We start from the raw sequence: 24,459 nt of genomic DNA, 5'->3' as shown, positions 1-24,459 counted from the left end.
GTTAAATCTCCCCGCTGTCCATCGTCTCTGGTGGTGATTGCTGTTGCAGCGTCAGCGCCAGTGCCCTGATGGTTTTTTGCTGCAATACAGCGGCCACATTCAGCCTGGCCTGGCCTGTCAGGTGAAGTTGCTGATTGATCAGCTGAGTCAGCCGGATCGCCAGGATCGAATCGCCGCCCAACTGGTAGAAGTCGTCATCAATACCCAAGGCGGGCACATTCAACAACTGCTGCCAGCACTGGTGCAGCTGGCGCTGCAGTTCAGTTTCAGGCGCTGCGCTGCTGTGGTTAAATTCAGGCGCAGGCAAGGCTGCTTTATCTACTTTGCCGCTGGCAGTGAATGGCAATTGCGTCAGGGCCACCCAGGCGGCTGGGCGCATATAATCCGGCAAGAGGTTGCACAAGCCAGCCTGCAGCTCAGGCAAGTCCACTTCAGTACCGGCCAGGTAATAGGCGACCAGCAGTTGTTGTTGCCCCTGTTGCCAGGGGTGGATCCAGACATTGAGTTCAGGCGCCAGTGTGCGGATCTGCAGCTCAATTTCAGCCAGCTCAATACGGTAGCCCCGGATTTTCACCTGTTGATCGCGCCGGCCCAGGTAATGCAGCTGACCATCGGCGGCCTGACGCACCAAATCACCGGTTTTGTACAGACGCCTGTAGTCGCTGTCCTGGCTGAAGGGGTTGGCCAAAAACACCTGCTGTTCAAGCTCCGGTTGGTTCAGGTACCCCCGTGCCAGGCCAGGCCCACTTAAATACAACTCGGCGACAGCGCCCGGCAGCGCCGGTTGTTGCCAGGGGTCCAGCAGATAAGCGCGGCAGTTTTGCACAGGCCGGCCTATCGGAATATCGGTCAGAGACCCGACCTCGGCCTGCAGCGAACAGACGCTGACTTCGGTCGGGCCGTACTGATTCAGCAGGCGGCAATGCGGCAAACGGCGCAGCCCCTGCAACGCTTCGCCACCTGTGTACAACAGCTGCAACGCGCTGCAGGATAAGTCCGGCAACTGCTTCAGCACAGCGGTGCTGATAAAAGCATGGCTGATACTGTGCTGGCAGAGGTACTGCTCCAGCGCCGGCAGATCGGTTTGCAGCGCCGTGGGTAACAGATGCAGGCTGGCACCAGAACAGAGCGCCGGGAAAATTTCATAGACTGAGGCATCAAATACATAGTTGGAAAACTGCAGTATCCGGCTTTGTGGGCTCAGCCCCAGCGTCTGCTGCTGCGACGCACAGATATTCACCAGACCAGCCTGTTCAATCTGCACCCCTTTGGGTTGACCGCTGGTGCCCGAGGTGTAGATGAGGTAAGCCAAATCTGTGGCGCGCCGCTCCAGCGCCGGGTTGTGGTCCGGGCAGGACCCTAGATCCAGCTGATCCAGGCACCAGACTGCAGCTGAACTCAGCTTCTCCAGCCGTGCCGCTGCACCAGCGTCCGCCAGCACCACCAGAGCCTGACTGTCGGTCAGCATGTACTGCAGGCGTTGCGCCGGTGCATCCGGGGCCAGCGGCAGGTAAGCGGCGCCGGCTTTTTGAATGGCCAGTATGGCGATCACCATCTGCAGGGACTTGTCCATGCAGAGGGCGATCACTGCATCCTGTGCAGGTTGCAGTTCTGTCAGCAGGTAGTGCGCCAACCTGTTGGCTGCCTGGTTCAGCTGTGCATAGCTGAGCTGTTGCTGTCCGGACAACAGCGCCGGCTGGCTGGCATAAAGCCGGGCGCTCTGCTCAAACCATGGCAGCCAATGCAGGGTTGGCAATGCACGCTGCGGGCCCTGTAAACAGATGACGTCTGTCTGACCGCTGCGAAGCTGGGTCACCGGGCTCTGCAACTGGTCAGGCAAGGACAACAGCAGTTGCTGCAACTGACTTAACAGCAGCTCAGCGCGGCCAGCCGACAGATGGCTGCTGCTGTAATCCAGTTTCAGCTGCAGCTGACCCTGCTGTTGCCAGGCCACCAGCACCAGGGGGTAATTGACTTTTTCTATTGCAGCGCGGTAACTGAACGGCAGTGCCGCCGGGCTTTCCACATCGGGGTAGTTTTCAAAGACCACAATGGAGTCAAACAGGCGGCCACGGCCACGTTGCAGGCTGGCGAGGTTGACAAAAGAGCACTGGTTCATCTGCGCCACCTGCAGCCCTATCTGCTGCAGTTGTTGCAGCACGGTCAGGCCTTGATCCCAATGCAGTTGCAGCGGCAGGGTATTGATATAAAGGCCAACGCTGTGCTCTATGCCTGGCACAGGCAAAGCGCGGCCAGCCAGTGTGGTGCCCACCACAGTGCTGGGGCTGAAACAGTAACGGGCCAGCAGATGATGCCAGCCAAACTGCAGCAGGCTGTTCAGGGTGATGCCCTGTTCACGACAGCTGTGTTGCAGCGCCTCCAGATCCAGGCTGCGTTGCACAGACGCAACCTGAGTCACTGGCAGTGGCTCAGCGCTTTGGCCAGAGCACAGGTCAAACAGCGCTGACAGATCGGTGCGTTCATCCGGCAGCCAGTGTTGCCACTGTGCCAACGCCGCCTGTTGCTGGCGCTGCATATAACGCTGCGCCTGGTGCCAGCTGTGGTCCTGTTCATGGGATGGGGTTTGCCCCTGACACAACGCCAGGTAACACTGATGAACAAACTCCATCAGACGGCTGCCACTCCAGCCGTCGCTGATGCTGTGGTGTTCACTGCGCAGCAGCGCATAATGAGCCGGCGCCAGGCGCACCAGATACAGCCGCAGCGGGCAGGGCCGGCTTAAGTCAAAAGGCAACAGCCGGTCTTGTTGCTGCAGCAGCGTCAGTTGCCGTTCAGGCTGGGGCTGGTCGCTGAAATCCAGCAGTTCAAACTGCGCCTGAGCCTTGGGGTGCACCAGTTGCAACGGCTGTTCAGTCCAGTCAAAACTGGTTCTGAGAGCCGGGTAATGCTGCACCGCCAACTGCCAGGCTTGCTGGTAACAGCAGGTATTGAGTTCATTGGGATAGTCCAGCAGCAATTGCACGCGGTAGGCATCATCGTCCGGTTGGGCCAGCATATGGGCAATAAAACCCTGCTGCAACGAGCTGGCAGGCCAGATTGCTTCAAGCCTCTGACGGCGCAGCAGCTGGTCATAATGGGCCAGGGAACAGGGCAGACCAAAATCGGCCGGCACCTGCTGCGCCAGGCTGGCAACTGGCTGTGCCAGGCAATGGTCCACCAGCGCCTCCAGTGCCCGCTGAAATCCGGCGGCGAGTTGTTCGCTCTGGGGAGCCGGAAAACGGCTGCGCAGGCTGAAACTCAGGCAACCCTGTTCGACGGCGCCATTCAAAGACAACCAGAGCGGCGACTGATTCTGCGGCGACAGGCCTTCGGACAGCTGGTCCAGCTGCACTGTCCAGAGCTGGCCATCGTTCTGGTCCGCGTCCAGCACTCCAAGGTAGTTCAGCTGTACAGGCGGCAATTCCAGCTGCAGTGCGCTGGCAAAAGCGCCAAAACCCAGGCCCTGGTTCGGTACCTGACGCAGCTGTTGTTTCACACAACGCAGCAACTGCCCCCAATCCGGGTTCGCCTCTGGGGCCAGATCAGTCTTCAGACAGACAGGGTACAGGCTGGTGTACCAGCCCACCGTATGGCCACAATCTGGTGCGCCCGGCAGGGCATGGCGGCCGTGGCTTTCCATGGTCAGCGCCAGCGTCTGGTTACCAAAACACAAGCCCATGGCCTGATACAGGGCCGTCAGCAGCAGGTCGTTCACCTGGCTGTCGTACGCCTGATGGGCTGGCCCCAGCAGGGCCTGGGTCAAGGCCGGACTGAAATCGATCTGGTAGTCAAGCCAGGCTGTGCTGATGGCCGGCAACTGCTGCAATGCTTCCTGTAATGCACTTTGTTGTTGCTGCCAATACGCGGCTTCCTGTGGCTGCTGCGCCGGATAGGCGGCCAGATAAGCGACCCAGTCCGGGTACTGACTGCGAACTGGCGCCGGGCTCTGCTGCTGGTACAAAGCGGCCAGATCCGAAGCGATAATACGCCAGGACACTGCATCCAGCAGCAGGTGGTGGGCGCAGATAAACAGCAGGGGCTGTTCCGCCTGGTCCGCCAGTTCTATATAAGCAACGTGCAGCAGTGGCCCTTCGATAAAATTCAGGCGTTGTTGCAGCTGGTTCAGAGACTGTTGCAGCCCGGTCTGATTTTTGGCCTTGAGCAAGGTCAGTGTCAGCCCGCTGTCCGGCCTGAACTGGTGCTGCCACCGGCCCTGCGGATCCCGGGCAAAACGGGCACAGAGCTGAGGCTGGCGCTTCAGTAAGGCATTCAGTGCCTGTTGCAGACGGCTAGGGTCCAGCCTGGGCACCCGGATAAAAAAGCTCTGGTTCCAGTGCTGGGGTTCAGGCAGCAGCCCTTGTTCCAGCTGCTGGAAAAACCAGTGCTGAACCGGCAGCAGCCCATACTGAGCCGGCAGCTGGCTGCTGATCTGTGCTTGGGCTGAGTGCATGGGCTGCGCTGACAACTCGCGGGCCAAAGCCCGGACAGTGCGGCAGTCAAAAATCTGCCGCACTGTGACGGCAAAACCGGCCTGACGTAACCTGGATACCAGGCTGATGGATAAAATGGAATCGCCACCGGCGCGGAAAAAATCCTGCTCCACTCCAAGTTCCGGCGCCCCAAGGCACTGTTGCCAGATAGTCAACAGCTGCTGCTCCACAGGGGTGTCGGCCGCCGTTTGGCTTTGGGCCAGCAGGTCCGGTGCCGGTAACTGCCGTTCATCCAGTTTGCCGTTCAGGGTCAGTGGCAACGCGGGCAGTGCGACAAAAGCACCAGGCAACATATAGTGTGGCAACAGTTGAGCCAGCGCTCTGTGCAGCTGTTCGCTCTGTTGTGGCTGCTCAGCAACATAATAAGCGACCAGCAGCTGCCCGCTGCGCTGGTCTGACTCCGGCTGCAGTTGACGCAGCAGCACCAGGGCCTGGCGGATGCCGGGCTGTGCCAGCAGCGCCGCTTCAATTTCCGCCAGTTCAATGCGGTAACCCCGCAGTTTCACCTGGCTGTCGGTTCTGGCCTGATACTCCAGCTCACCAGACTCCAGATAACGCACCAGATCGCCGGTGCGGTACAGCCGGTCAAATCCGGGTTGCTGACAAAAGGGGTTCGGCAAAAAGCGCTGTGCTGTCAGTTCAGGTCGGTTCAGGTAACCCAAAGCCACACTCCAGCCGGCCAGATACAACTCACCCCAGACGCCAGGTGGCAATGGCTGCATCTGCGCATCCAGCACATAAGGCAGGATATTCTGATAAGGCCTGCCTATGCCCTGATCCCGGCTTAAATCGGCCAGACAGGCACCTACAGTGGTTTCGGTCGGGCCGTACTCATCAAGCAGCCGTTTGCAGTGACGCTGCAACAAGGCTTTGGTGCTGGCTTTGAGTTTCTCACCACCCAGCATCAGCACCTCCAGCTGCAGCTCCGGGTACTGCAAAAACAGCTGTTCAGCCAGACTGGGCACCAATTTGGCAAAACTGATCTGATGCTGACGCAAATGCTGGCTGTACTGATCGAGGTATTTTTGTTCCTCACGGAAGATCTGGATTGGGGCACCTAACAACAAGGCGGCCAGGCTGGTGGTAACACTCAGGTCAAAGGCCAGGCTGGAGGAAAAATCCACTTTCTGGCCGTCCAGCACCTGGTGCTGCCGCAGGTTGGCCAGATAATTGACCAGATTTTGCTGCGACACCAGCACCCCTTTGGGTTGGCCTGTGGTGCCAGAGGTGTACAGCATATACACCAGCTGATCGGCCGCCGCCCCGCTCAGCATGACCGGAGCCTGGCTTGCGGCTCCGTCGTCAGGCTGCTGTTCCAGAGTGTCCATACAGAGCACTGTGCAGGCCAGACTCTCAGGTGCTGGTAACAGGGCCAGCAATGAAGCCTGGGTCAGCAGCAACCGGGCGTGACTGTCCTGCAGCATAAAAGCGACCCGGCCTGCCGGTGTCTGAGGGTCCACCGGCAGGTAAGGCAGGCCCAGTTTCAGGCAGGCCAGCAGGGCCACCAGCATGTGCGGGCTGCGCGGCAGACAAATCGCCACAGGGTCAGGCCAAAGGGCGGTCGGGTTGCCTGCCAGAGCCTGTGTCGCTGTTTGACCCAGGCGGATATGGCGTATCAGCTGCTGCGCCAGCCGGTTGGCCTGCTGATCAAGTTCGGCCACGCTCAGGCTGGTTGTGCCTTCACAGAGGGCGAGCTGTGCTGGCTGTTGCGCCAGCCGCTGCTGCCAGAACTCAAGCAGATGCTGTTCTGGCCACTGCCTGGGGGTCAGTGCAGAAGGCAGCAGGGCCTGCTGCGCCAGGGAGAAGTGCCGCAGCGCCTGCTGTGGTGTGGTCACCAGCTGCTCCAGCAGCAACTGGTAACTGGCGGCCATTTGCCGGATAAAACCAGCGCTGAATAAAGAACTGGCGTAATTCAGCTCCAGCACCAGCTGGTCCTGCTGCTGGCGGATAAACCAGGTCAAATCATGTTTGGCTACAGGGTACAAGGCGCTGGTGTCCAGCCGCTCAAAGGGCTCATGCGGCGTCTGTCCAAAGTTTTGCAGCGCAAACATCAGTTGAAACACCGGATGGCGGCTGCTGTCACGCTCCAGCTGCAGGCTGTCAACAATGAGTTCAAAAGGCACATCCTGATGGCCTTGCGCCTGCACCAGTTGCTGGTGTACCAACTGGGCCCAGCTGGTAAAACTTTGTGCCGGGTCCAGCAGGCATCGCACCGGCAGTGCGTTGACAAAAAAGCCAATGATCGACTGAGTTCCGGCGTAATGCCGGTTGGCAACGGGCACGCCGAGCAGCAGATCCTGTTGCCCTGTGTATTTAAACAACAGCAGTTTGTAGGCCGCCAACAATAAACTGTTGGCGGTGATCTGCTGCTCTTTGGCCAGTTTCAGCAATTGCTGGCTGAGCCCGGCCGGTAAAGACCATTGCAGATCAGCGCCGCGGTAATCAAAGTTTTTCGGGCGTTGATGTTGCAACGGCAGTTGCAGCGGGCTGAACCCCTGCAGTTGCTGTTGCCAATATGCCAGCTGGCGTTTCAGCTCAGGGCCGGATAAAAACTGCTGTTGCCACAGCGCAAAGTCGCTGTATTGCAGTGGCAACTCGTCCGGCAGCAGCGGCTGGTGCTGCTGATACTGCTGGTAGCCCAGCGCCAGTTCATGCTGCAGCAGATCAACGCTCCAGCCATCAAAGGCAATATGGTGGATCACCAGCAGCAAATAACAGTCTGGCCCGGCCTGAAGCACAGTAGCCCGGATTGGCAACTGCTGCTGTAACGCAAAAGGTTGTCCGATGCAGGCCTGCACCCGGGCTTCCAGCTGATCCGGCTCCAGTTGCAACTGCTGCAGGCTAAACTGGCTGACCGGCTCCAGCTGCAGCACGGTGCTGTCACCCGCAGGGCGGTAGACAGAACGCAGCACCTGATGGCGCTCCACCAGGCGGTGCAGCACAGGTGGCAGCCAGCTTGTATCGGCGCTGTGCAGTTTTAACCACAGCGGAATATGGTAAGCGCCGTTGTCCGGGTCGTACTGCTCCAAAAACCAAAGCCGGTTTTGGGCAAAAGACAGGGGTTTTTCATCGGAAGCCGCTGGTTGGATCTGCAGCTGCTGGCGGTGCAACCCATGCTCAATTAAAGCCGCTATGGTGCGGTGTTCAAACAAAGCGGCCACTGTCAGCTCTCGCTGCACCTGCTCGGCAATACGTTGCACCAGCCGGATCGCCAGAATCGAATGACCACCCAGCTGGAAGAAGTCGTCCTGAGTTCCGACCCGTGCCACCCCCAGCACTTCCTGCCACAGCCGGCACAACTGCTGCTCCAACTCAGTCACAGGCGCCTGATAACCACAGTGCTGCAGGCCGGTATCAGGTTCAGGCAAGGCCTTGCGGTCCAGCTTGCCATTGGCGGTCAGGGGCAGCCGCTCCAGCTGCACCAGATGATTGGGCACCATATAAGCGGGCAGCCGCTGTTCAAGGAACTGGCGAATTGCCTGCAGATCCAGCGGGTAGTAAGGTTCACGCACCCAATGCGCCAGCGGCAGCTCTGGCGACTGAAACAGCGAGCGGCTGCAAAGCGCTGCCTGATTCCGGCTGAATACCAGCGTCATACAGGCGATATGGTCCGGCTCGGGCAGCGCATAAAAGTCAAGCTGGTGGTGTTGCGCCAGTTGTTGCAATTGATGGTAATTCAGCACCTGGGACAGTGCCTCATCGGCGGGCTGGTTGCTGTGCTGCAGGTAGCTGGGGTAGAGCCGCAGGTTTGGGTAATGATGCACGACAAAACCACTTTGGTGCTGCGGGCACAACTCTGCCAGCTGCAGGTTTTTTGAAAAATAGAACCGCGCTGGCAGCGCTGGAGCGGCCGGGCTTTGGCTGGTCTCACTGAAATCCAGCAGCACGTCGTAGCGGTAGTCCAGCATTTCGGACGACTGCTGACCGGCTTTTAACCGCAAATCCACCCGGCACTGTGGCCAAAGCTGGGGCTGCAGGAAAAACTGCGGTGCTATCAGCAGCTCTTTGTCTTTTAATTGCAGCTGTTGTGCCAGCTGGCGCAGTTGAGGTTCCGCTGCGTCAGGCAGGCGGTAGCGGGCAATGCTGTAGTGGAACTGCTCCAGCAGGCGCTGATCACGCAGATCGCCCAGAAAGACTTTGCCCCGGCCAGCCAGCAGGGTTTCGCAGTGGCGCAGCACCTGCAGCAGGTAGTCGCGGGACGGAAAGTACTGCACCACTGAGTTGATAATTATCAGGTCCGGCTGATAGTCCTCCAGCACCTGGATAAAGGATGCGGCATCACAGACGGCAAAAGCGGTTTTGTGCTCTGCCGCCAGTTCACGGGCACCAAAACGCAGCTTGGCAATGGCCTGCGCCGAGAAGTCAGTGGCAAAATAAAAGTCAACGGCGCTCAGCAGCGGATAAAACAACAAACCCGCGCCTGATCCCAATTCCAGAATACGGCGGGGCTGCTGGGCCAGAATGCGCGCTACTGTCGCATCGCGCCATTCGTGCATTGCTTTCAGCTCAACCGGCTGGCCTGTGTAGGAGCTGTTCCAGCCATCAAAATCGGCCTGGTTCAGGTCGGCCGCGGTTTTTTTACCGTATTCGGCTTCATACACCTGATTCCAGTTGGTCAGCAGCATATCTTCCTGTGCAGGGGCAATAGGTTCTGACGTCAGATAAGCCGCCAGTACCTGTTGGTCCTGCAGTTGGCGCACCACAGCCGCAGCCTGACCCACGCCGGGGTATTGCCTGACCACAGCTTCTATTTCCGTCAGCTCCACCCTGTGACCGCGGATTTTCACCTGATGATCGATACGACCCAGATAATCCAGGCTGCCGTCCAGCAAGAGCCGGACTTTATCGCCGGTGCGGTACAGCCGCTGGTGCTCGGGCCGCAGGTCAAAAGGGTTGGCAACAAAACGTTCTTCCGTCAGCTCTGGCCGGTGCAAATATCCTTTGGCAATACCAATGCCAGACACACAGAGCTCGCCGGGTACACCGTAAGGTGCAAGCCCGCCCTGGCTGGTCAGCACATAACAGTGCAACCCGGCCAAAGCCCGGCCAATACGGCTGGCACTGTCGCCGGCCTGATAAAAATGCACTGTGCTGCAGACAGTGGTTTCAGTCGGGCCATAGGCATTCACCAGTTGACGGCCCTGGCTCCAGCGACGCATCGTCTCCTCGGGCGTGGCTTCGCCGGCCACGATCAGCAGCCGCAGAGCCGGCAGCTCGTGCTCTGGCATCAGGTTCAGCAAAGCCGGTGGCAAGGTGGCGACGCTGATCTGCTGCTGCTCCAGCAGCTGCAGCAAAGCGGCGGGATTTTCTTTGCAGGAATCGGGGCAAATCACCAGCCGGGCCCCGCTGAGCAAAGTGGCAAAAATCTCCCAGCTGGCGGCGTCAAAGCTGAAGGACGCAAACTGCAGCACCCGATCGGACGGGTTTAGCTGAAACAGCTGCTGCTGATTTTGGATCAGATTGATCAGGCCTTGCTGCTGCACCATCACGCCTTTGGGCCGGCCTGTGGTGCCTGAGGTGTAAATCACATTCACCAGTGCTTCGGCAGGTACAGTGACTTGCCGGAAGCTGTCGCCGCCGGACTGTGGCAGCGGCGCATCCAGGGTCAGCCAGGGCAGTTCTGGAGCATGCTGGCGCAGCGAAAGCCAACGCGCTTCACCCAGCAGCAGACTGGCGCCACAATCCTGCAGCATAAATTGAATACGGTCGGCCGGGTAGGCCGGGTCAACAGGCACATAAGCAGCCCCGGTTTTCAGTACGGCCAGTATCGCCACCAGCATCTGGTTGTGGCGTCTGGTCAGCACGGCCACCAGGGGCTGGCTGCCGGCTTTCGTGGCTGGGCTCTGTTGCAACAGCGGCTGCAGCTGCGCGGCCAGCGCACAAGACTGACGGTCCAGCGCCTCGAAACTTAATGTGTCCTGTGCATCCTGCACGGCAACAGCGGTGCCGAAGCGGCGCACCGCATCCGACCAGCTGTGCAGCAGAGCCGGAGCCGGTGGTAAATCCGGCTGCTGGCTGGCCAGCAGTGCGCTGCGATGGGTGGGGGTCAGCAGCTCTGTCACCTGGCCCTGGTCCAGCAACTGCTGCAGCTGATGCAAATAATGCTGCAACATTAACTGCAGGTGGGGCTGGTCGACACAGTGGCTGTGGCCTTGCAAGCTCAGTTCAAACTGATCGCCGTCGCGGCTGACCACCAGCGCCAGCGGTATATTGGTAATGGCCTGCACATCCAGCAGCCTGGCGCCGGTGTTAGCCAAGGTTTGCTGCTTCTGATAAAAGTGAATGTAGTTAAAAGCCGCCTGGTATAAATCCTGTTCCTGCGCCAAATCAATTTTCACCTGGCTGTAAGGGTAGACTTTGTAGGGCATCAGCTGCAGCCGTTGCTGCTGAATGGCCGTTACTAAGGCATGGCTGCTGTTGGCTGTGGTTTGCGCCTGCTCAAGCTGAATACGCAGCGGCATGGTATTTAAATGCAGGCCGAACTGGCTGTCGCCTCCCAATTGCTCCAGTCTGTTATTGACCACCAAACCGACACAGAGATCGCTGCTGTCGGTAAAAAGCTGCAACAGCGTGAAATAAGGCGCCAGAAACAGGCTGTCCACCGGCACAGACTGGGCAAAGGCCAGCTGCAGTGCCTGCTGGCATTGGGCTGCGCTCAGCGGGTGGCTGACTTCCAGCAGCACAGGTTCAGCCGCTGCTGGTTTGCTGTCTCGCAGCTGCAGCTGGCCTGGCTCATAGCCCTTGAGGTAAGTAACCCAGAACTGGCGCTGTTGTGGGTCTGAAAGCGCCTGCAGCTCCTGCTGCACATAATGCGCAAAGCTCAGCGCATGGCCGCTCTGGGGGACCAGATCCTGGCTGTAGCAGTGGATAAATTCACTGAGCAGGGACGCCACACTCCAGCCATCTTCAATGGCATGGTGTGAGGTAAACAGCAGGCGGAACTGCTGGGGCTCTTTTACCAGCGCGAGGCGGAATAAACCGGCTTGGTCGGTCGGAATGGGGGTCTGCAGTTCCTGCTGATAAGCGCTGGAGTAGTCCTGGTACTGCGTTATTTTGTGCTGCACGGACAGGCTGCTGTGCACCAGCGTCAGGTAACCCAAAGCCGGGTCTTTGTGGTAACTGGCACGCAGCAACTGATGTTTGTCGACCAGTTGTTGCCAGACCCGGACAAAACGGGCTTCGTCAAAAGGCTGAGTCACCAGGTTCACTTCAATATTGTGGTACACGGCGGCATTTTTTTCGGTTTCAACAAACATGCCCTGTTGCAGCTGGGTGGCCGGGTACAGATCGTCCAAGGCCAAATGAAAAGGCTGGCGCACCTGTGGGCTGACCAAAGAGAACGGCTGGTAAGCTGGCGGCTGGTCCTGACTGAGCTGGCTGGCCTGAGCCAGTAAAGCGGCTATGGTGCGGTGCTGAAAAATATCCCGCACTGAAATGCCAAGCCCCAGCGCTTTGAGCCGTGCCACCACCCGGATGGCACTGATGGAATCACCACCACTGCGGAAAAAATCATCGGTCAGGCCAATCTGTGGTACCGCCAGTTCCTCCTGCCAGATGGCACAGGCCTGCTGCTCCTGTGGACTGACCGGGGCGACCCGTTTTGTGCTGTGGCTGACGACAGGGGCCGGCAAAGCGTTGCGGTCCAGTTTGCCGTTGACGGTGAGGCGGAATTCGTCCACCTGCAGGTAATGCACAGGCACCATATGAGGCGGCAGACTCTGGCTGAGCCGCCCGGCCAGCTGAGAGGGATCTAAAGTCTGATCAGCCCGGTAATAGGCCACCAGCACTTTGCCGGACGGGGTTTCTCTGGCCAGCACCAGGCACTGGCTGATGCCGCTGATGGCGGACAAGGCCGCTTCAATTTCACCCAGTTCAATACGGTAACCACGGATCTTCACCTGATTGTCGATCCGGCCGCTGTAATCCAGTTCGCCTTCGGCGTTGTAACGGGCCAAGTCGCCGGTTTTATACAGGCGTTCAAAACCTGGTGTCGGGTAGGGGTGACGGATAAAACGCTCGGCGGTCAGCTCGGGCCTGTTCAGGTAGCCGCGCGCCAGGCCAGCGCCGGAAATATACAGCTCCCCTGTGACACCGGCGGGCACCGGCTGCAGCTCTGCATCCAGCACCAGGGCCTGCAAATCGGCCAAAGGCCGGCCAATCAGCGACAATTCGCCTATATCCCCAAGGTGGATGGCTTTATAGGTCACATGCACTGTGGTTTCTGTGATGCCATACATATTGACCAGCAAGGGCTGCTGATCCCCGTAATGACTGAACCAGCCGGTCAGCTGCACCAGATTCAGCGCTTCACCGCCAAAAATGACATAACGCAAGGCCTTCAGCCGCTCATGACGGCAGGCCTCGGCGCTGAAGTTATAAAAAGCCGAAGGGGTCTGGTTCAGCACCGTCAGGCCATGTGTCGCACAAAACTGCACAAACTGCTCAGTGTCCTGCACCTGAGCCAGGCTTGGGATCAGCAGGGTGCCGCCGTAGGCCAAAGCGCCCCAAAGCTCCCAGACACTGAAGTCAAACACATAGGAATGAAACAGGCACCAGACGTCCTGGTTGTTAAAACCGTAATTTGCTTCGCTGGCCCGCAGCAACCGGGCTACCTGGCGATGCTCCAGCAACACCCCTTTGGGTTTGCCTGTGCTGCCTGAGGTGTAAATCACATAAGCCAGTTGCGCCGGTGTCACCGTCACCTGCAGTTGAGCCGGATCCAGCGTTGACCAGTCGGCCTGATCCAGCACCAGGCATTTGCCCTGGTACCCAGTGAGCTGCGCGGTAAAAGCGCTGCTGGTCAGCACTAAAGGCGCGGCGGTGTCCTGCAAAATAAACCCGATGCGTTCGGCCGGGTAACTGACATCCACAGGCACATAAGCGGCGCCGGCTTTTAACACCGCCAGAATGGCCAGTACTGTGTGCCAGCCCCGGGGCAACAACAAGGCGATCAGGTCATCGGGACTGACCTCGATCTGCTGGCGGATCAGCAGCGCCAGCTGGCTGGACTCGCGGTCCAGCTGCTGGTAAGTCCATTGGCCTTCGTTGCTGTGGATCGCCGTCTGAGTGCCAAAGCGGCTGACTGACTGCTGCCACAGCTGCAGCAGCTGTTCTTCTGGGATGGCGGGGGTTGCAGTTGGTGGTGCGAGCAAGGCCTGCCGCTGTGCTGCCGGCAGCACCTGCAAGGCGGCCAGGCTGCTGTGCGGCGCACTCAGGCACTGGTCGGTCAGCAGACAGAGGGCCTGCAGCAGCTGTTCGGCCTGCGCTGTGCTGTATACACAAGTGCGGTATTCCAGCCGTAACAATAACTGCTGCTGATGATCAAACTCAAAATACAGCGGGTATTTGACCTGCGCCGGTAACGCATCGTTCTGACTGATGCGCCAGGGCAGCTCAATGTTGCTTTTGGGTTCGAGCGTCAGATAAACCCCGGGCAGGCGGTCGTCCGGTTCACCGTCCTGGCGCAGCCTTTCCAGCAGCAACTGGTAACTGAAAAACTGATCGAGCCGCTGCTGAATGTCGGCGAAACGCTCTTTTGCCAGCTGAATAAAACTTTGTTGGGCATTCAGCTCGCAGTGGCTGATGTCATTACACAAAAAATTGCCATACAGACCGTCGGTGCCAAGGCCACGGGCCGATTTGACGCCCCCCAGGCTAAAGCGGCTCTGGCCGGAAAATTTACAGACCAGCACAGCCACCAGGCTTTGCAGCAGTGCATACAGGCTGATTTTATGGTGCCAGGCCAGCTGTTCCAGTTGGCGGGTCTGTTCGGTGCTGAAGGCATAACGCAAAAACAGGCCGTCGCTTTGGCTGCTGCGTTTGCCCTGGAACAGATCAACCCGCTGCAAGGCGGCCAGCCAGGCCGGGTCCGGCGCCAATGGTGCCGGTAACATCGGCTGCCCGGCCTGAGGCGGCAAGGTGGCCAAAGGGTCTTTGAGCAAGGCGTACAGCTGCGGCACAAAAAGGTTGTACATGGCTTCGCCATCGCCAATCAGATGGTGGTGGATAAACACCAGCTTGCACGGCAGTTGTTGCCGGCTGAACAGGACAAAACGGTACAAAGGCCCTTGTTGCAAATCAAAGGGCCGGTTCAGCCAGTGACTCAGGCGTTGTTGGTAATGCTGTTCCTGTTGTGCAGGCTCCAGTGCGTCGGGCAGCACTTCATGCAGCAGCACAGGGCCAAGTTCCAGCGGCGCGCTGGTGCTGTAATGGCGCAAATCGTCGTCAACACAAAGCCGCAGCGCCGGATGATGGTTGATAAAACGGCGCAGCGCCTGCTGCAGCGCCTGTTCGCACAGCGCCATACCGGCAAAATCAATGCTCAGGTTTTCGTTATACACCACAGGGCTGGTCAGCAACTGGTGGTTTAAAATCAACTGCTGCATTTCATTGAGCTGGTCCGGCACCAGCGCCTGATACCGTAGTGGCTGCTGCTCGGCCTGGTGCAGGTGCTGACACAAAGAACGCACTGTGTTGTGCTGATACAGCAGTGCCGTGCTGGCAGCAAATTGGTGTTGCCGCAATAACAGGGACAGCCGCATTGCTGCTAACGAATCGCCACCGGCCAAAAAGAAGTTATCGGTGACACCAAACTGATCGGACTGCAGCACCTGTTGCCACAATGCCAGCATTTGTTGCTCCTGCGCATTTTGTGGCACGGCACCGACATGGCGTGGCCAGTTGGGCTCCGGCAGCAACTGACGATCAATTTTGCCGTTGGTGTTCAGCGGAAACGCCTGCAGTGCAACAAAATAATGCGGCAACATATAACCGGGCAGCCGTTTGGCCAGTTGCCCGCGCAGCCATTGTTCGTCGACGGCCTGCAACGCCTGGTAATAAGCCACCAGCCGTTTCAGTCCGTTACGTTCTTTGACCAGCACCAGGCATTGGCCTGTGGGGTCCAGCGCTGATAAAGCCGCTTCAATTTCACCCAACTCAATACGGAAACCGTGAATTTTGACCTGGAAGTCATTGCGGCCCAGGTACTTCAGGTTGCCATCGGCGGCGGAGCGCACTAAATCACCGGTTTTGTAGAGCCTGCTGTGCTGGGCGGGGTCGGTATGTTGTGCTGCATAAGGATTGGCAATAAAACTCTGAGCTGTTTGTTGGGGTTTATTCAGATAGCCCCGGGCCAGGCCCGGACCCGACAGGTACAACTCACCAGTGGCACCAATGGCGACAGGGCGCAACTGCTCATCCAGCACATAAGCACAGATATTCGGCAGCGCATAACCTATTTCATTGACGTCAGCCGGATCCACCCTTTTGCCAGTGGCATAAATACTGGTTTCGGTGGGGCCATAGTAGTTGTACAAGGCATAACGCGCCGCAAAATAGGCACCGACTTTCTGATCGCAGGGTTCGCCGGCAAAAATAATCTGACACAAGGCCGGGTAAGGCACCCGGGGCAACACCGCAAGCATGGCCGGTGGCAAATACACCAGATGAATGTTGTGTTGCTTCAGGTACTGCGACAACAGATAAGCGTCCTGGCGCACCGGCTGGCTCAGCAGATGTAAGGTATTGCCCGCCAGCAAGGTGGCAAAAATTTCCGACACTGACACATCAAACACAAAACTGGTGAAGGCCGCCACCCGGGCCCCCGGCACCGCATACAGCGGGCGCAGTGCTTCCAGCGTATTGAGGATACTCCGGTGTTCCACCATCACCCCTTTGGGCTGGCCTGTGGTGCCGGAGGTGTAGAGGATATACGCCAGCTGGCCGGGACTGGCCACTGCCGGGATGGCGGGACTGTGGTCCGGCTGAATGCGGTCAGACTGGGCCAGTGCCGCATTCAGCCACTGATCAACAGATAACACTTCAGGCCCGGTCGGTGCCAGGTGTTGCAACGCGGTTTCAGTCAGCAACAAAGCGGCCTGGCAGTCCGACGCTATGTATTGCAGCCGTTCGGCCGGCACATCCGGGTCCAGCGGCACATAAGCCGCGCCTGCCTTGAGAACCGCCAACATGGCGACAATGGCATGCCAGCTGCGGCTGAGCATTAACAACACCGGCTGGTCGGTCACAGGTCCTGCAGAGGCAAGTTTGGTGTGCAGCAAGGCGGCCAGCTGGTCACTTAACTGATCTAACTGGCGGTAACTCAGCTTTGTATTGCCATCCACCAGCGCCAACTGATGAGGTTTTTGCTGTGCTCTCTGCTGAAAGCACTGATGCAGACAGAGTCCCCGGACCGACGACGCTTGGGAAAGCTGGGCGGCTAACTCCAGGCCAAAGTCCTGCATCTGTTGTTGTAAAGCTGATAAATCGTCCGCACAGAAGTGCGCTGCATTGGCCAGTAACTGAAAATGCCAGTGGTCAGCAGCCAGTTCAAACTGCAAGGACAGATCGTAATCTTCGGTGGTGGTCCAGGGCACAGGCACAGGGGCGACCGCCACGGGGTCAGCGCTCAATTCGAGCTCAGACAGCAGGGTTTGGGAAAAATCTATGTTCAGGCCAGCGCCGGACCCACAGTGTTGACGTTTTTCCAGCAGCACTGCAGTTAATGCAGACAAGCCCTGCTGTCTGGCCTGACGGAACTGCTCAATCAATGCCTGGCTCTGCGCTTGCACTGAACCGGCACGCAAATCACAGCGCAGTGGCAGGCTGCTCGCCAGCGGCTGCAGGCTTAACCGGCTCAGATCCCGTGCAGAGATCAGCAACTGTGACTGACCAATCAATAAACCCAGGCTGCAGCTGAACGCTGCGGCCAACAAAGGCATTACTTCTGTGTCCAGCTGCTCCGCCAGTTGTTGCCAGGTCTGAAGCTCAGCCAGGGGCCAGCCGAACTGCCTTGATACAAAACGACCAGACCGCTCCGGTTGCAATGGCAGCGGGGTAAAGAGCGGAATACCGTCCAACTGCTGACGCCAATAGTCCAGTTGTTGTGGCGATGGCGGCGGCTCCTGCTGCAGTTCCTGTTCGGGCCAGACCAGCGTCGGCTGTAACTCCTGGCCGGCGTCTGAACAATGTTGCCAGATTTGCTGCAGCAACCAACGTGACAAAGGTGCAGTCAGCTCAAACTCAAAGGTATTGACGACAAAATAGTGCAGGCTGGTATCCTGGCGCAGCAAAAAAAGGTGAGGCTGAATAGCGGAGGACAAGTCGTAGGGTTGACTGGTCAGCTGTTTGATGTACTCATAAATGCAACAATTCGGATCGATACTGTCCAGGTACTGAAGATAATCCGCAGCTGTGGTGTTTTGCTCCGAAGGACGGTAGGCAGTGTCCAGATCCCGTCTTTCTGCCAGAGTTAAATCCAGATAATGCAGGCATCCCTGTAAAAAATCCCCGACGTCCAGAGGACCGGACAACCGGTAGATCAGAATGGCATTATTATGAGGGCTGAGAGGACTGGCGAAACACTGGAAAACTAACTCTTCAGAACTGCTGCTCAGGGCCATATTAATTCTTCTCTCCTGTCTGATGGCTCAGAGACGCTTCACAACTGCATTATTTCTGATAAAAGCGAATCTTGTTATTTGTATTTGTTTTAACTACATTTGTTTCTTGTTGTATCCGCTATTTGTTTCAAATTAGTGAATATTTGTGCTGAAGGCAAATCTGTAAACGAAATTGTGGCAAATTTTCTGCTGACAACCTGATTCACCTCTGGCGCCCGTCAGCCGCAACATTGGTGCTTGTCGAAGCCATACCAGCTTAGTCGAGTAAAACCGAGGCTTGTCAAATTGAGGAAAAAAAAAACTACAAAATTCTGAACCCTGTGTATATTTACTGAGCAGTCGTTAGAACTCTTTGTTTAACATGAGGTTTTCAAACCCAATAACTTACGAGGGATATGAAGATGGCAACTACCAAAGCAGCCGCGTCAGCCAGGGACGCCAGTCAGGCCGGTACAGCAGAGCAGGCTGCTGCAACATCACAACCCGATCCGCAAAGCGCAAAGGCCGGTGATTCCGATGCAGAAAGCATAGTCCGTCATCATACTTATGCCGCCGCAGGGGTAGGGTTAATTCCAATTCCCTGGGTTGATTTTATTGGCTTGACGGCCATTCAGCTGAAGATGCTGAGTCAGTTAGCAGAAAAATACAAAATTGAATTTTCGGAAGCGAAAGGCAAAGCCATTATTGGCTCTCTGGTCAGCGGCTTTATTCCAGTGGCCATAGTGCAGCCGGTCGCCAGTCTGATAAAAGCCATTCCGCTGATCGGCCAGACTACCGGAGCCATCACTATGTCAATCCTCGGTGGAGCATCAACTTATGCCATAGGCCGGGTGTTTGACCGTCACTTCGCTTCAGGCGGGACTTTCCTTGATTTTGATGTCGCGGCAATGAAAGCCTTTTTTGTCAAAGAGTTTGAAATTGGCAAACAAGTGGCTGAAAGCGCCAAAAAAGCAGCCAAATAATCCGGCTTTACGGGCTGAACCTTCCTTTTGAAGGCAGGTTTCTGCCCAAGAAGGATTTTTAGTAAAACACTGAATTGCGGAGTGGTGATGAACAATGGCAAGGGGTTGAGCCTGGTGGCGCTGTGTTGCAGCGGGTTTTCTGTGTCAGCTGCAGCACAAAGTATTGATATAGGGTACCTGAAGCAACAAAATCCCAAGCTGTATCAGCAATTAATGCAGATTGAACGCTGTCGCACACAAGCCAAACTCCCTGAATGTCAGGCCGCCACTGCAACCAGCCACAGCACAGCAGCAGCGCCTGTGGCTGAAACTGCAGCGGCAGCAGAAACTGCGCCCCCTCCAGGGAAATGGTGGTTCGCCAGCTCTTACTACGGCGGCCAGCCGAAACAACAATGGTGGCATGTGGCTCAGCTAAGCGCCGATCTTGAACTGATGGACGGCAATGTTGAAGGTGAGCAATACGATCTCAGTGCCAACTATTTTTCCCGTTATGCCGCCTGGACCAATTTACTCAGCCTGATTTATCAGAAAGACGATGTGAAACAGTCCGGTATCGTTGCACTGGACACCAAAAAGTATGCGTTCAACTATGGCGGCCGTTACGATTTCAACCAGACCTGGTATGGCCAGCTGGGCTATATAGCACAGCAGGACACCAGCCAGTTGCTTGATTTGCAGCAGGTTCTCTATGCCGGCGCAGGCGCGCATCTGGTGAATAATCAGCATGTGACGTTAAGCACTATGCTGGCAGGGGGGTATCAGGACGACAAATTTGTGCGATCTCAAACCGTATTGACAGGTGTCAGCTCGTTGGATTACGCCGTGACTTATGCGGTGCAGGAACTGACCTGGAAACTGTCGGATCGGATCAACCTGAACCAAAGCCTGAGTTGGGTGTACAGTCTGGACGATATGCCTGAATTCGCGCCCAGTCTTGCAGGGGAAGCGGTCAATCCGGCTTGTCTGTACAGCTTTTCCGCGACAGCCAGTTACTGCGTGGTCAATGAAGAAAATAAATCGACTTTGCAATTGATGTTGGGTCTGGAATATCAGATCAGCGCGGCCATTTCATTGCTGTACAACTACAGCTACGAAAAAGACAGTTTGCCCTGGCTAAACGTAAAAGACTCGGACACCAGCAATAGCCTGAGCATCAGAGCCACATTTCAGTAACAGAACCTTGGAAAAAATCAGAACACAGGGGATGTATGAGATTTAACTTGATCAGCTTTATTTTGGGTCAGTTAGGGGAAAAACGTAACAAAATCATCAGCTCTATTGTATTCGCTGGCTTGGCGAATGGCATGGTGATGCTGGTGATTAACGATGCAGCCAAAGATTTTAATGAAATCAATTTCCGTAATCTTTGCCTGTTTGCGCTCTGTATTTCCGGTTTTATTTATGCCCGGCGTTTCTCCGAATACAACACTCAGGCCTGCATTCAGTCGGCGATAGCGCAGCGCCACCTGCAAATCATTGACAAGTTACGCAAAAGCTCACTCAGCCATTACGAAAAAATTGGCAAGATGAGTGTGATCACCAATTTGCTGGAAAATTCGCAAATCATCTATGAGTCGACGCGGATCCTGATCCACATAGCCACAGCGTCCGTGATGCTGGTGTTTTGTTTTTTCTATATCGCCTGGATGTCAACTATCGCCTTTTGGATTTGTGCTGTGATTCTGGCTGTCGGCATTTTCACCTACAAAACGGCGCAAAAGCAGGTGGTGGCGCTGTATCACCAGTTTCAGGCCAAAGACGCAGAGTTTTTCAACGCGCTGAATCATTTTCTGGATGGCTTTAAAGAGCTGAAAATTTCCCGGGAAAAAAGTGATGATATCTATCTGAATGAGTTCAGTCAGAACCTGCACCAGTCGGTGCGGCTTAAACTTTTGTCCGAGCAAAAGGTCGTGGCCAATACCACCTTTATCCAAAGCCTGTTTTATGTACTGATGGCCTGTATTGTGTTTTTGTTGCCGCAACTGGATGACGCCGAACCCAGTGTGCTGATGTCTATTACCGCTGTGGTGCTCTTTATGTCAGGTGCCATAGGTTTGCTGGTTGAAGCCATGCCGCTGATTATGAAAGCCGATATTGCCCTGGCCAATCTGGACAAAATGGAGCAAAAAATTGACCAGGCACTTGAATGCAAGCAACACAACAGGCCTGGGCATTTTAACCTGTTCAGCAGTCTGTCTCTGCGCGGTTTAACCTATGACTACCTGGATGAAAGCCGACAACGCATGTTCAGCATTGGCCCTGTTGACCTGAACTTTGCGCGCGGAGAAATTATTTTCCTGGTGGGTGGCAATGGCAGCGGCAAAACTACCTTACTGAAAAACCTGTGCGGCCTTTATACCCCTAGTGCCGGCGCTGTGCTGGTCGATCAGTATGTTATCAAAGCAGAAGATTATGACGATTACCGCAACCTGTTTTCGATGGTGTTGACCGACTTCCACCTGTTTGAAAAATTGTATGGCTTGCATAACTACAGTGACGAGCGGGTCAATGCGCTGCTTAAACGTATGCAGATTGAAAGCAAAACCCGGTTTGAGCATGGCCGTTTTACCAACCTGGATTTGTCCACCGGGCAGCGCAAAAGGATAGCCCTTATTGTCGCGCTGCTGGAAGACAAACCCATTATGGTGTTTGACGAAGTGGCAGCCGATCAGGACCCTGAATTCCGTGAGGAGTATTACAGGGTGATACTGCCTGAATTAAAACGCCAGAATAAAACCATCATTCTGGTCAGCCATGATGACCGCTACTTTGATGTCGCTGACACCTTAATCAAACTGGAATATGGCAAAGTAGCCACGGTGCAAAGGCAGGAACATCTATGATTGCCGCAATTCGAAAATGTTCAGACTGGGTGCATAAAAAGGTCGATGATAACTTGCCCAACATTATTATCATCGTCTTTGTGCTGCTGTTTCTGCTGATCCTGTTCTGGAACCGCATTTTTATTACAGTGCAGGCCGGTGAAGGCGGAGTGTTATACCGGCGTTTCGCCGGGGGAACTGTGGTGGATGAGCTCTATGGTGAAGGGCTGCATCTGATTTTTCCGTGGAACAAAATGGCGGTGTACAACCTTAGGGTGCAGACGGTGATGCACGAATTGAATGTGCTGACCAAAGAAGGTCTGAAGTTTAATGTGCGTATGGCAATTCGCTTTCACCCGGATCGCAATATGGTGGGGGTGCTGCATAAATTTGTCGGTGAAGACTACTTCAAGATTGTGGTCTTGCCGGAAATTGAAGCCACAGTCCGTTCTTATGTGGTGGATGATGATTTGACCAATATTTACGCGACGCTGGCGAACAAATCGACTTTTCAGGAAGCAGTGAATGAAGCCATAGGCCGGGTAGCCCGCAAATTTATTACTGTTGACGAGGTCATGATTACCGACATTTTATTACCGCCGCAAATTGATCAGGCCATTCAGGAAAAGCTGACGCAACAACAATTGGCACTGGCGTATGACTTCCGTATCGTGCGTGAAGAAAAAGAAGCCGAACGCAAACGAGTGGAGGCCGAAGGTCTTAACCGCTACAACAGCATTGTCAATGCCAGCCTGAATGCGGATATTCTGCTTTGGAAAGGCATTGAAGCAACTAAAGAAATAGCCAGCTCCAGCAATGCGAAAATCATTATGATCGGGCCCGATAAGAACTCCTTGCCGGTGATCCTGAATGCAGAAACTGGGGCAGAAAAAGTAAAACTACCGGAGCAACAACCCAGCAGGAGTCCGGCAGGGGCAGACCCAGTACAGGGACAGCCCTGATGGCAAGGCTTATTTTGTTTGGCCTGATTGGCTACCTGTGTTTTGTGGCCTGGCGCTTTTATATGCACTCGCAGCCCGTGACTGCACTTGAGCTGAGGCAACAGCATATTTCGGCCAGCCAGACGTTGGACCTGGCCGTGGTTTGGCCTGACAGCGCTGCCTTTCAGGGGTACACAGATGCCGCACGTTTGGTGGTGGATTTAGCCAATCAGGCAGGGGGGGTGGGTTGCCAGGGCGTGGCCGCTTTGGCCCAACACTGCACCAAAAGGCAGTTGCGGTTAAAAACTTACCCTGAAAGCACCCAGGACAGGGAGCATGCAGTCCAGCAGGCCAAGGCAATAGCGGATAACCTCAATACGCTGGCGGTGATTGGCTATCAGCGCTCTGACGCAGCTGTGCCAGCCGCTATAGTCTATGACCGCCAGGGTATTTTGATGCTGTCGTCCGGCGCTACCCATGTCAAATTTACCCACTATGATTTTCGCCGCGTGTTCCGCCATCTGGTGGCCGATGATGTGAATGCCGCCTTACTGGCAGATTACCTGTACAAAGAAGGTTTTATTAACCTGTATGTGGTGTACGAGCGCGATATGTACGGCTCAGATTTTTCTAACTTCCTGATGGAGTACGCCGTGCAACGTGGCTTGCAGGTGCCGACGTCGCATTTTTTTGAACCGGGGCAAATTGATTTTCTGCCTATTTTGTCGCCGCTGCGGACCCGGATTGGACCCATCAATCTGACGCAGGAGCTGGCGATGTTGCGGGCCAGGCTGGAGCAATTGCAGCGAATGAACCATATTCGGGTCTTAGCAGCGCAGGGCACACGGCAGGAGTTGATCCGGTTTTTGTCTGAACATGGCACGAATAAAAGCCAGAACGATCAGTTCTTTTCCGCTCTGTCCTATGAGAAATTGATTGAGTATTTAAATCAGGAGCTGACGCTCAGTAAAAAGCAGTCCTACCTCAATACTGTGTTTGAGCGGCATCTGGACACCCTGAGTTTAATGAACCGCGAGCAGCAATACGCGGAACTGGAGGCGTTCAGCCTGCTGGTTGAGCAATTAATAACTGAATTGGAGCAGCAGTTCAGTGAAAGCCTGACGCTGTCCGCCGACCTGAAGGCTGGTGTGCCGCCGCGCTTGCACACCTTACAGGCCGTAGATTTTGGTCAGGATCTGCGACTGGAAACTTTAAAGCAGATGCGTAAAAAAATAGTACGGATCCAGTCAGGCCAGGTGGACGCAATTTTTGTGGCCGGTTTTCTGCCAGAACTGGCGGATGTGATTCTGCAAATCCGTGAATTAAATATTAAAAGCCCCATATTTGGCGGCAACACATTAAATGATCTAAGTGCTCAATGCAGTCAGGATAAGAATTGCGAATTGTATGGAGATGTCTATGCTTTAGCCATGCATGATATCAGCGAATATACTCGGCGATATCAGCAGAAGCATAATAACGCTGACAGTTCAGAAGAGTGTACGGCTGACAACGACGGATGTATCAAAAAAAGGTATGAATGTTCCCGTTTTGATCTGTCTTATCAGCGCCTGCTTGAGTTCGACAGTCAGTATCAGCAACGGTATGGGAAACAAGCTGATCATTGGGCAGTACAGGGCTACCTGGCCGCCAATATTGTGATAGAAACCCTGAATGCCGCCAATACCTTTGAGCTGAATGTGATTGCCGATACGTTAACGTTACAAGGCAATAAGGAAATTGCAGATAAAGGTTTGATGTTTAGTTGTGCAGATGTAGGTGTAACAGAGGGGGATGTGATGGTCGACCCTATGTGGGTCCGGAAACTCATTCCACACTAACTA

At 55.7% G+C, this 24,459-nt stretch carries 6 protein-coding genes; 5 read left to right on the top strand and 1 reads right to left on the bottom strand.

All coding sequences use genetic code 11. The features are described 5' to 3' along the window. Position 1: 1 nt before the first annotated feature. On the bottom strand, positions 2 to 17,890 hold the full coding sequence (locus WKJ03_RS09790) for an amino acid adenylation domain-containing protein (RefSeq protein WP_337842012.1): 17,889 nt from the start codon (positions 17,888 to 17,890) through the stop codon (positions 2 to 4). Between the two features lie 401 nt (positions 17,891 to 18,291). Here WKJ03_RS09790 and WKJ03_RS09785 point away from each other — a divergent pair, with 401 nt between their 5' ends. The 5 genes from WKJ03_RS09785 (at position 18,292) to WKJ03_RS09765 (ending at position 24,456) form a co-directional block, all read left to right on the top strand. Then, positions 18,292 to 18,852 carry a DUF697 domain-containing protein gene (locus tag WKJ03_RS09785; protein ID WP_337842011.1) on the top strand — a complete coding sequence of 187 codons (561 nt, stop codon included), beginning with the start codon at positions 18,292 to 18,294 and terminating at the stop codon, positions 18,850 to 18,852. Between the two features lie 87 nt (positions 18,853 to 18,939). Continuing rightward, positions 18,940 to 20,025 carry a DUF481 domain-containing protein gene (locus tag WKJ03_RS09780; RefSeq protein WP_337842010.1) on the top strand — a complete coding sequence of 362 codons (1,086 nt, stop codon included), beginning with the start codon at positions 18,940 to 18,942 and terminating at the stop codon, positions 20,023 to 20,025. A gap of 35 nt (positions 20,026 to 20,060) precedes the next feature. Continuing rightward, a complete protein-coding gene (locus WKJ03_RS09775; protein ID WP_337842009.1) occupies positions 20,061 to 21,695 on the top strand; it encodes a cyclic peptide export ABC transporter in 1,635 nt (544 codons plus the stop codon). Next, the gene (locus WKJ03_RS09770; protein WP_337842008.1) at positions 21,692 to 22,636 is read left to right on the top strand and encodes a prohibitin family protein; all 945 of its coding nucleotides are present in this window, start codon (positions 21,692 to 21,694) and stop codon (positions 22,634 to 22,636) included. The genes WKJ03_RS09775 and WKJ03_RS09770 overlap by 4 nt, the downstream gene beginning before the upstream one ends. Then, complete coding sequence (locus WKJ03_RS09765; protein WP_337842007.1) at positions 22,636 to 24,456, top strand: ABC transporter substrate-binding protein; 1,821 nt, start codon at positions 22,636 to 22,638, stop codon at positions 24,454 to 24,456. The genes WKJ03_RS09770 and WKJ03_RS09765 overlap by 1 nt, the downstream gene beginning before the upstream one ends. Positions 24,457 to 24,459 lie beyond the last annotated feature (3 nt).

It is taken from the genome of Rheinheimera sp. (assembly GCF_037442525.1).
Lineage (GTDB): Bacteria > Pseudomonadota > Gammaproteobacteria > Enterobacterales > Alteromonadaceae > Pararheinheimera.
This window is presented reverse-complemented; position numbering and strand designations above follow the sequence as displayed.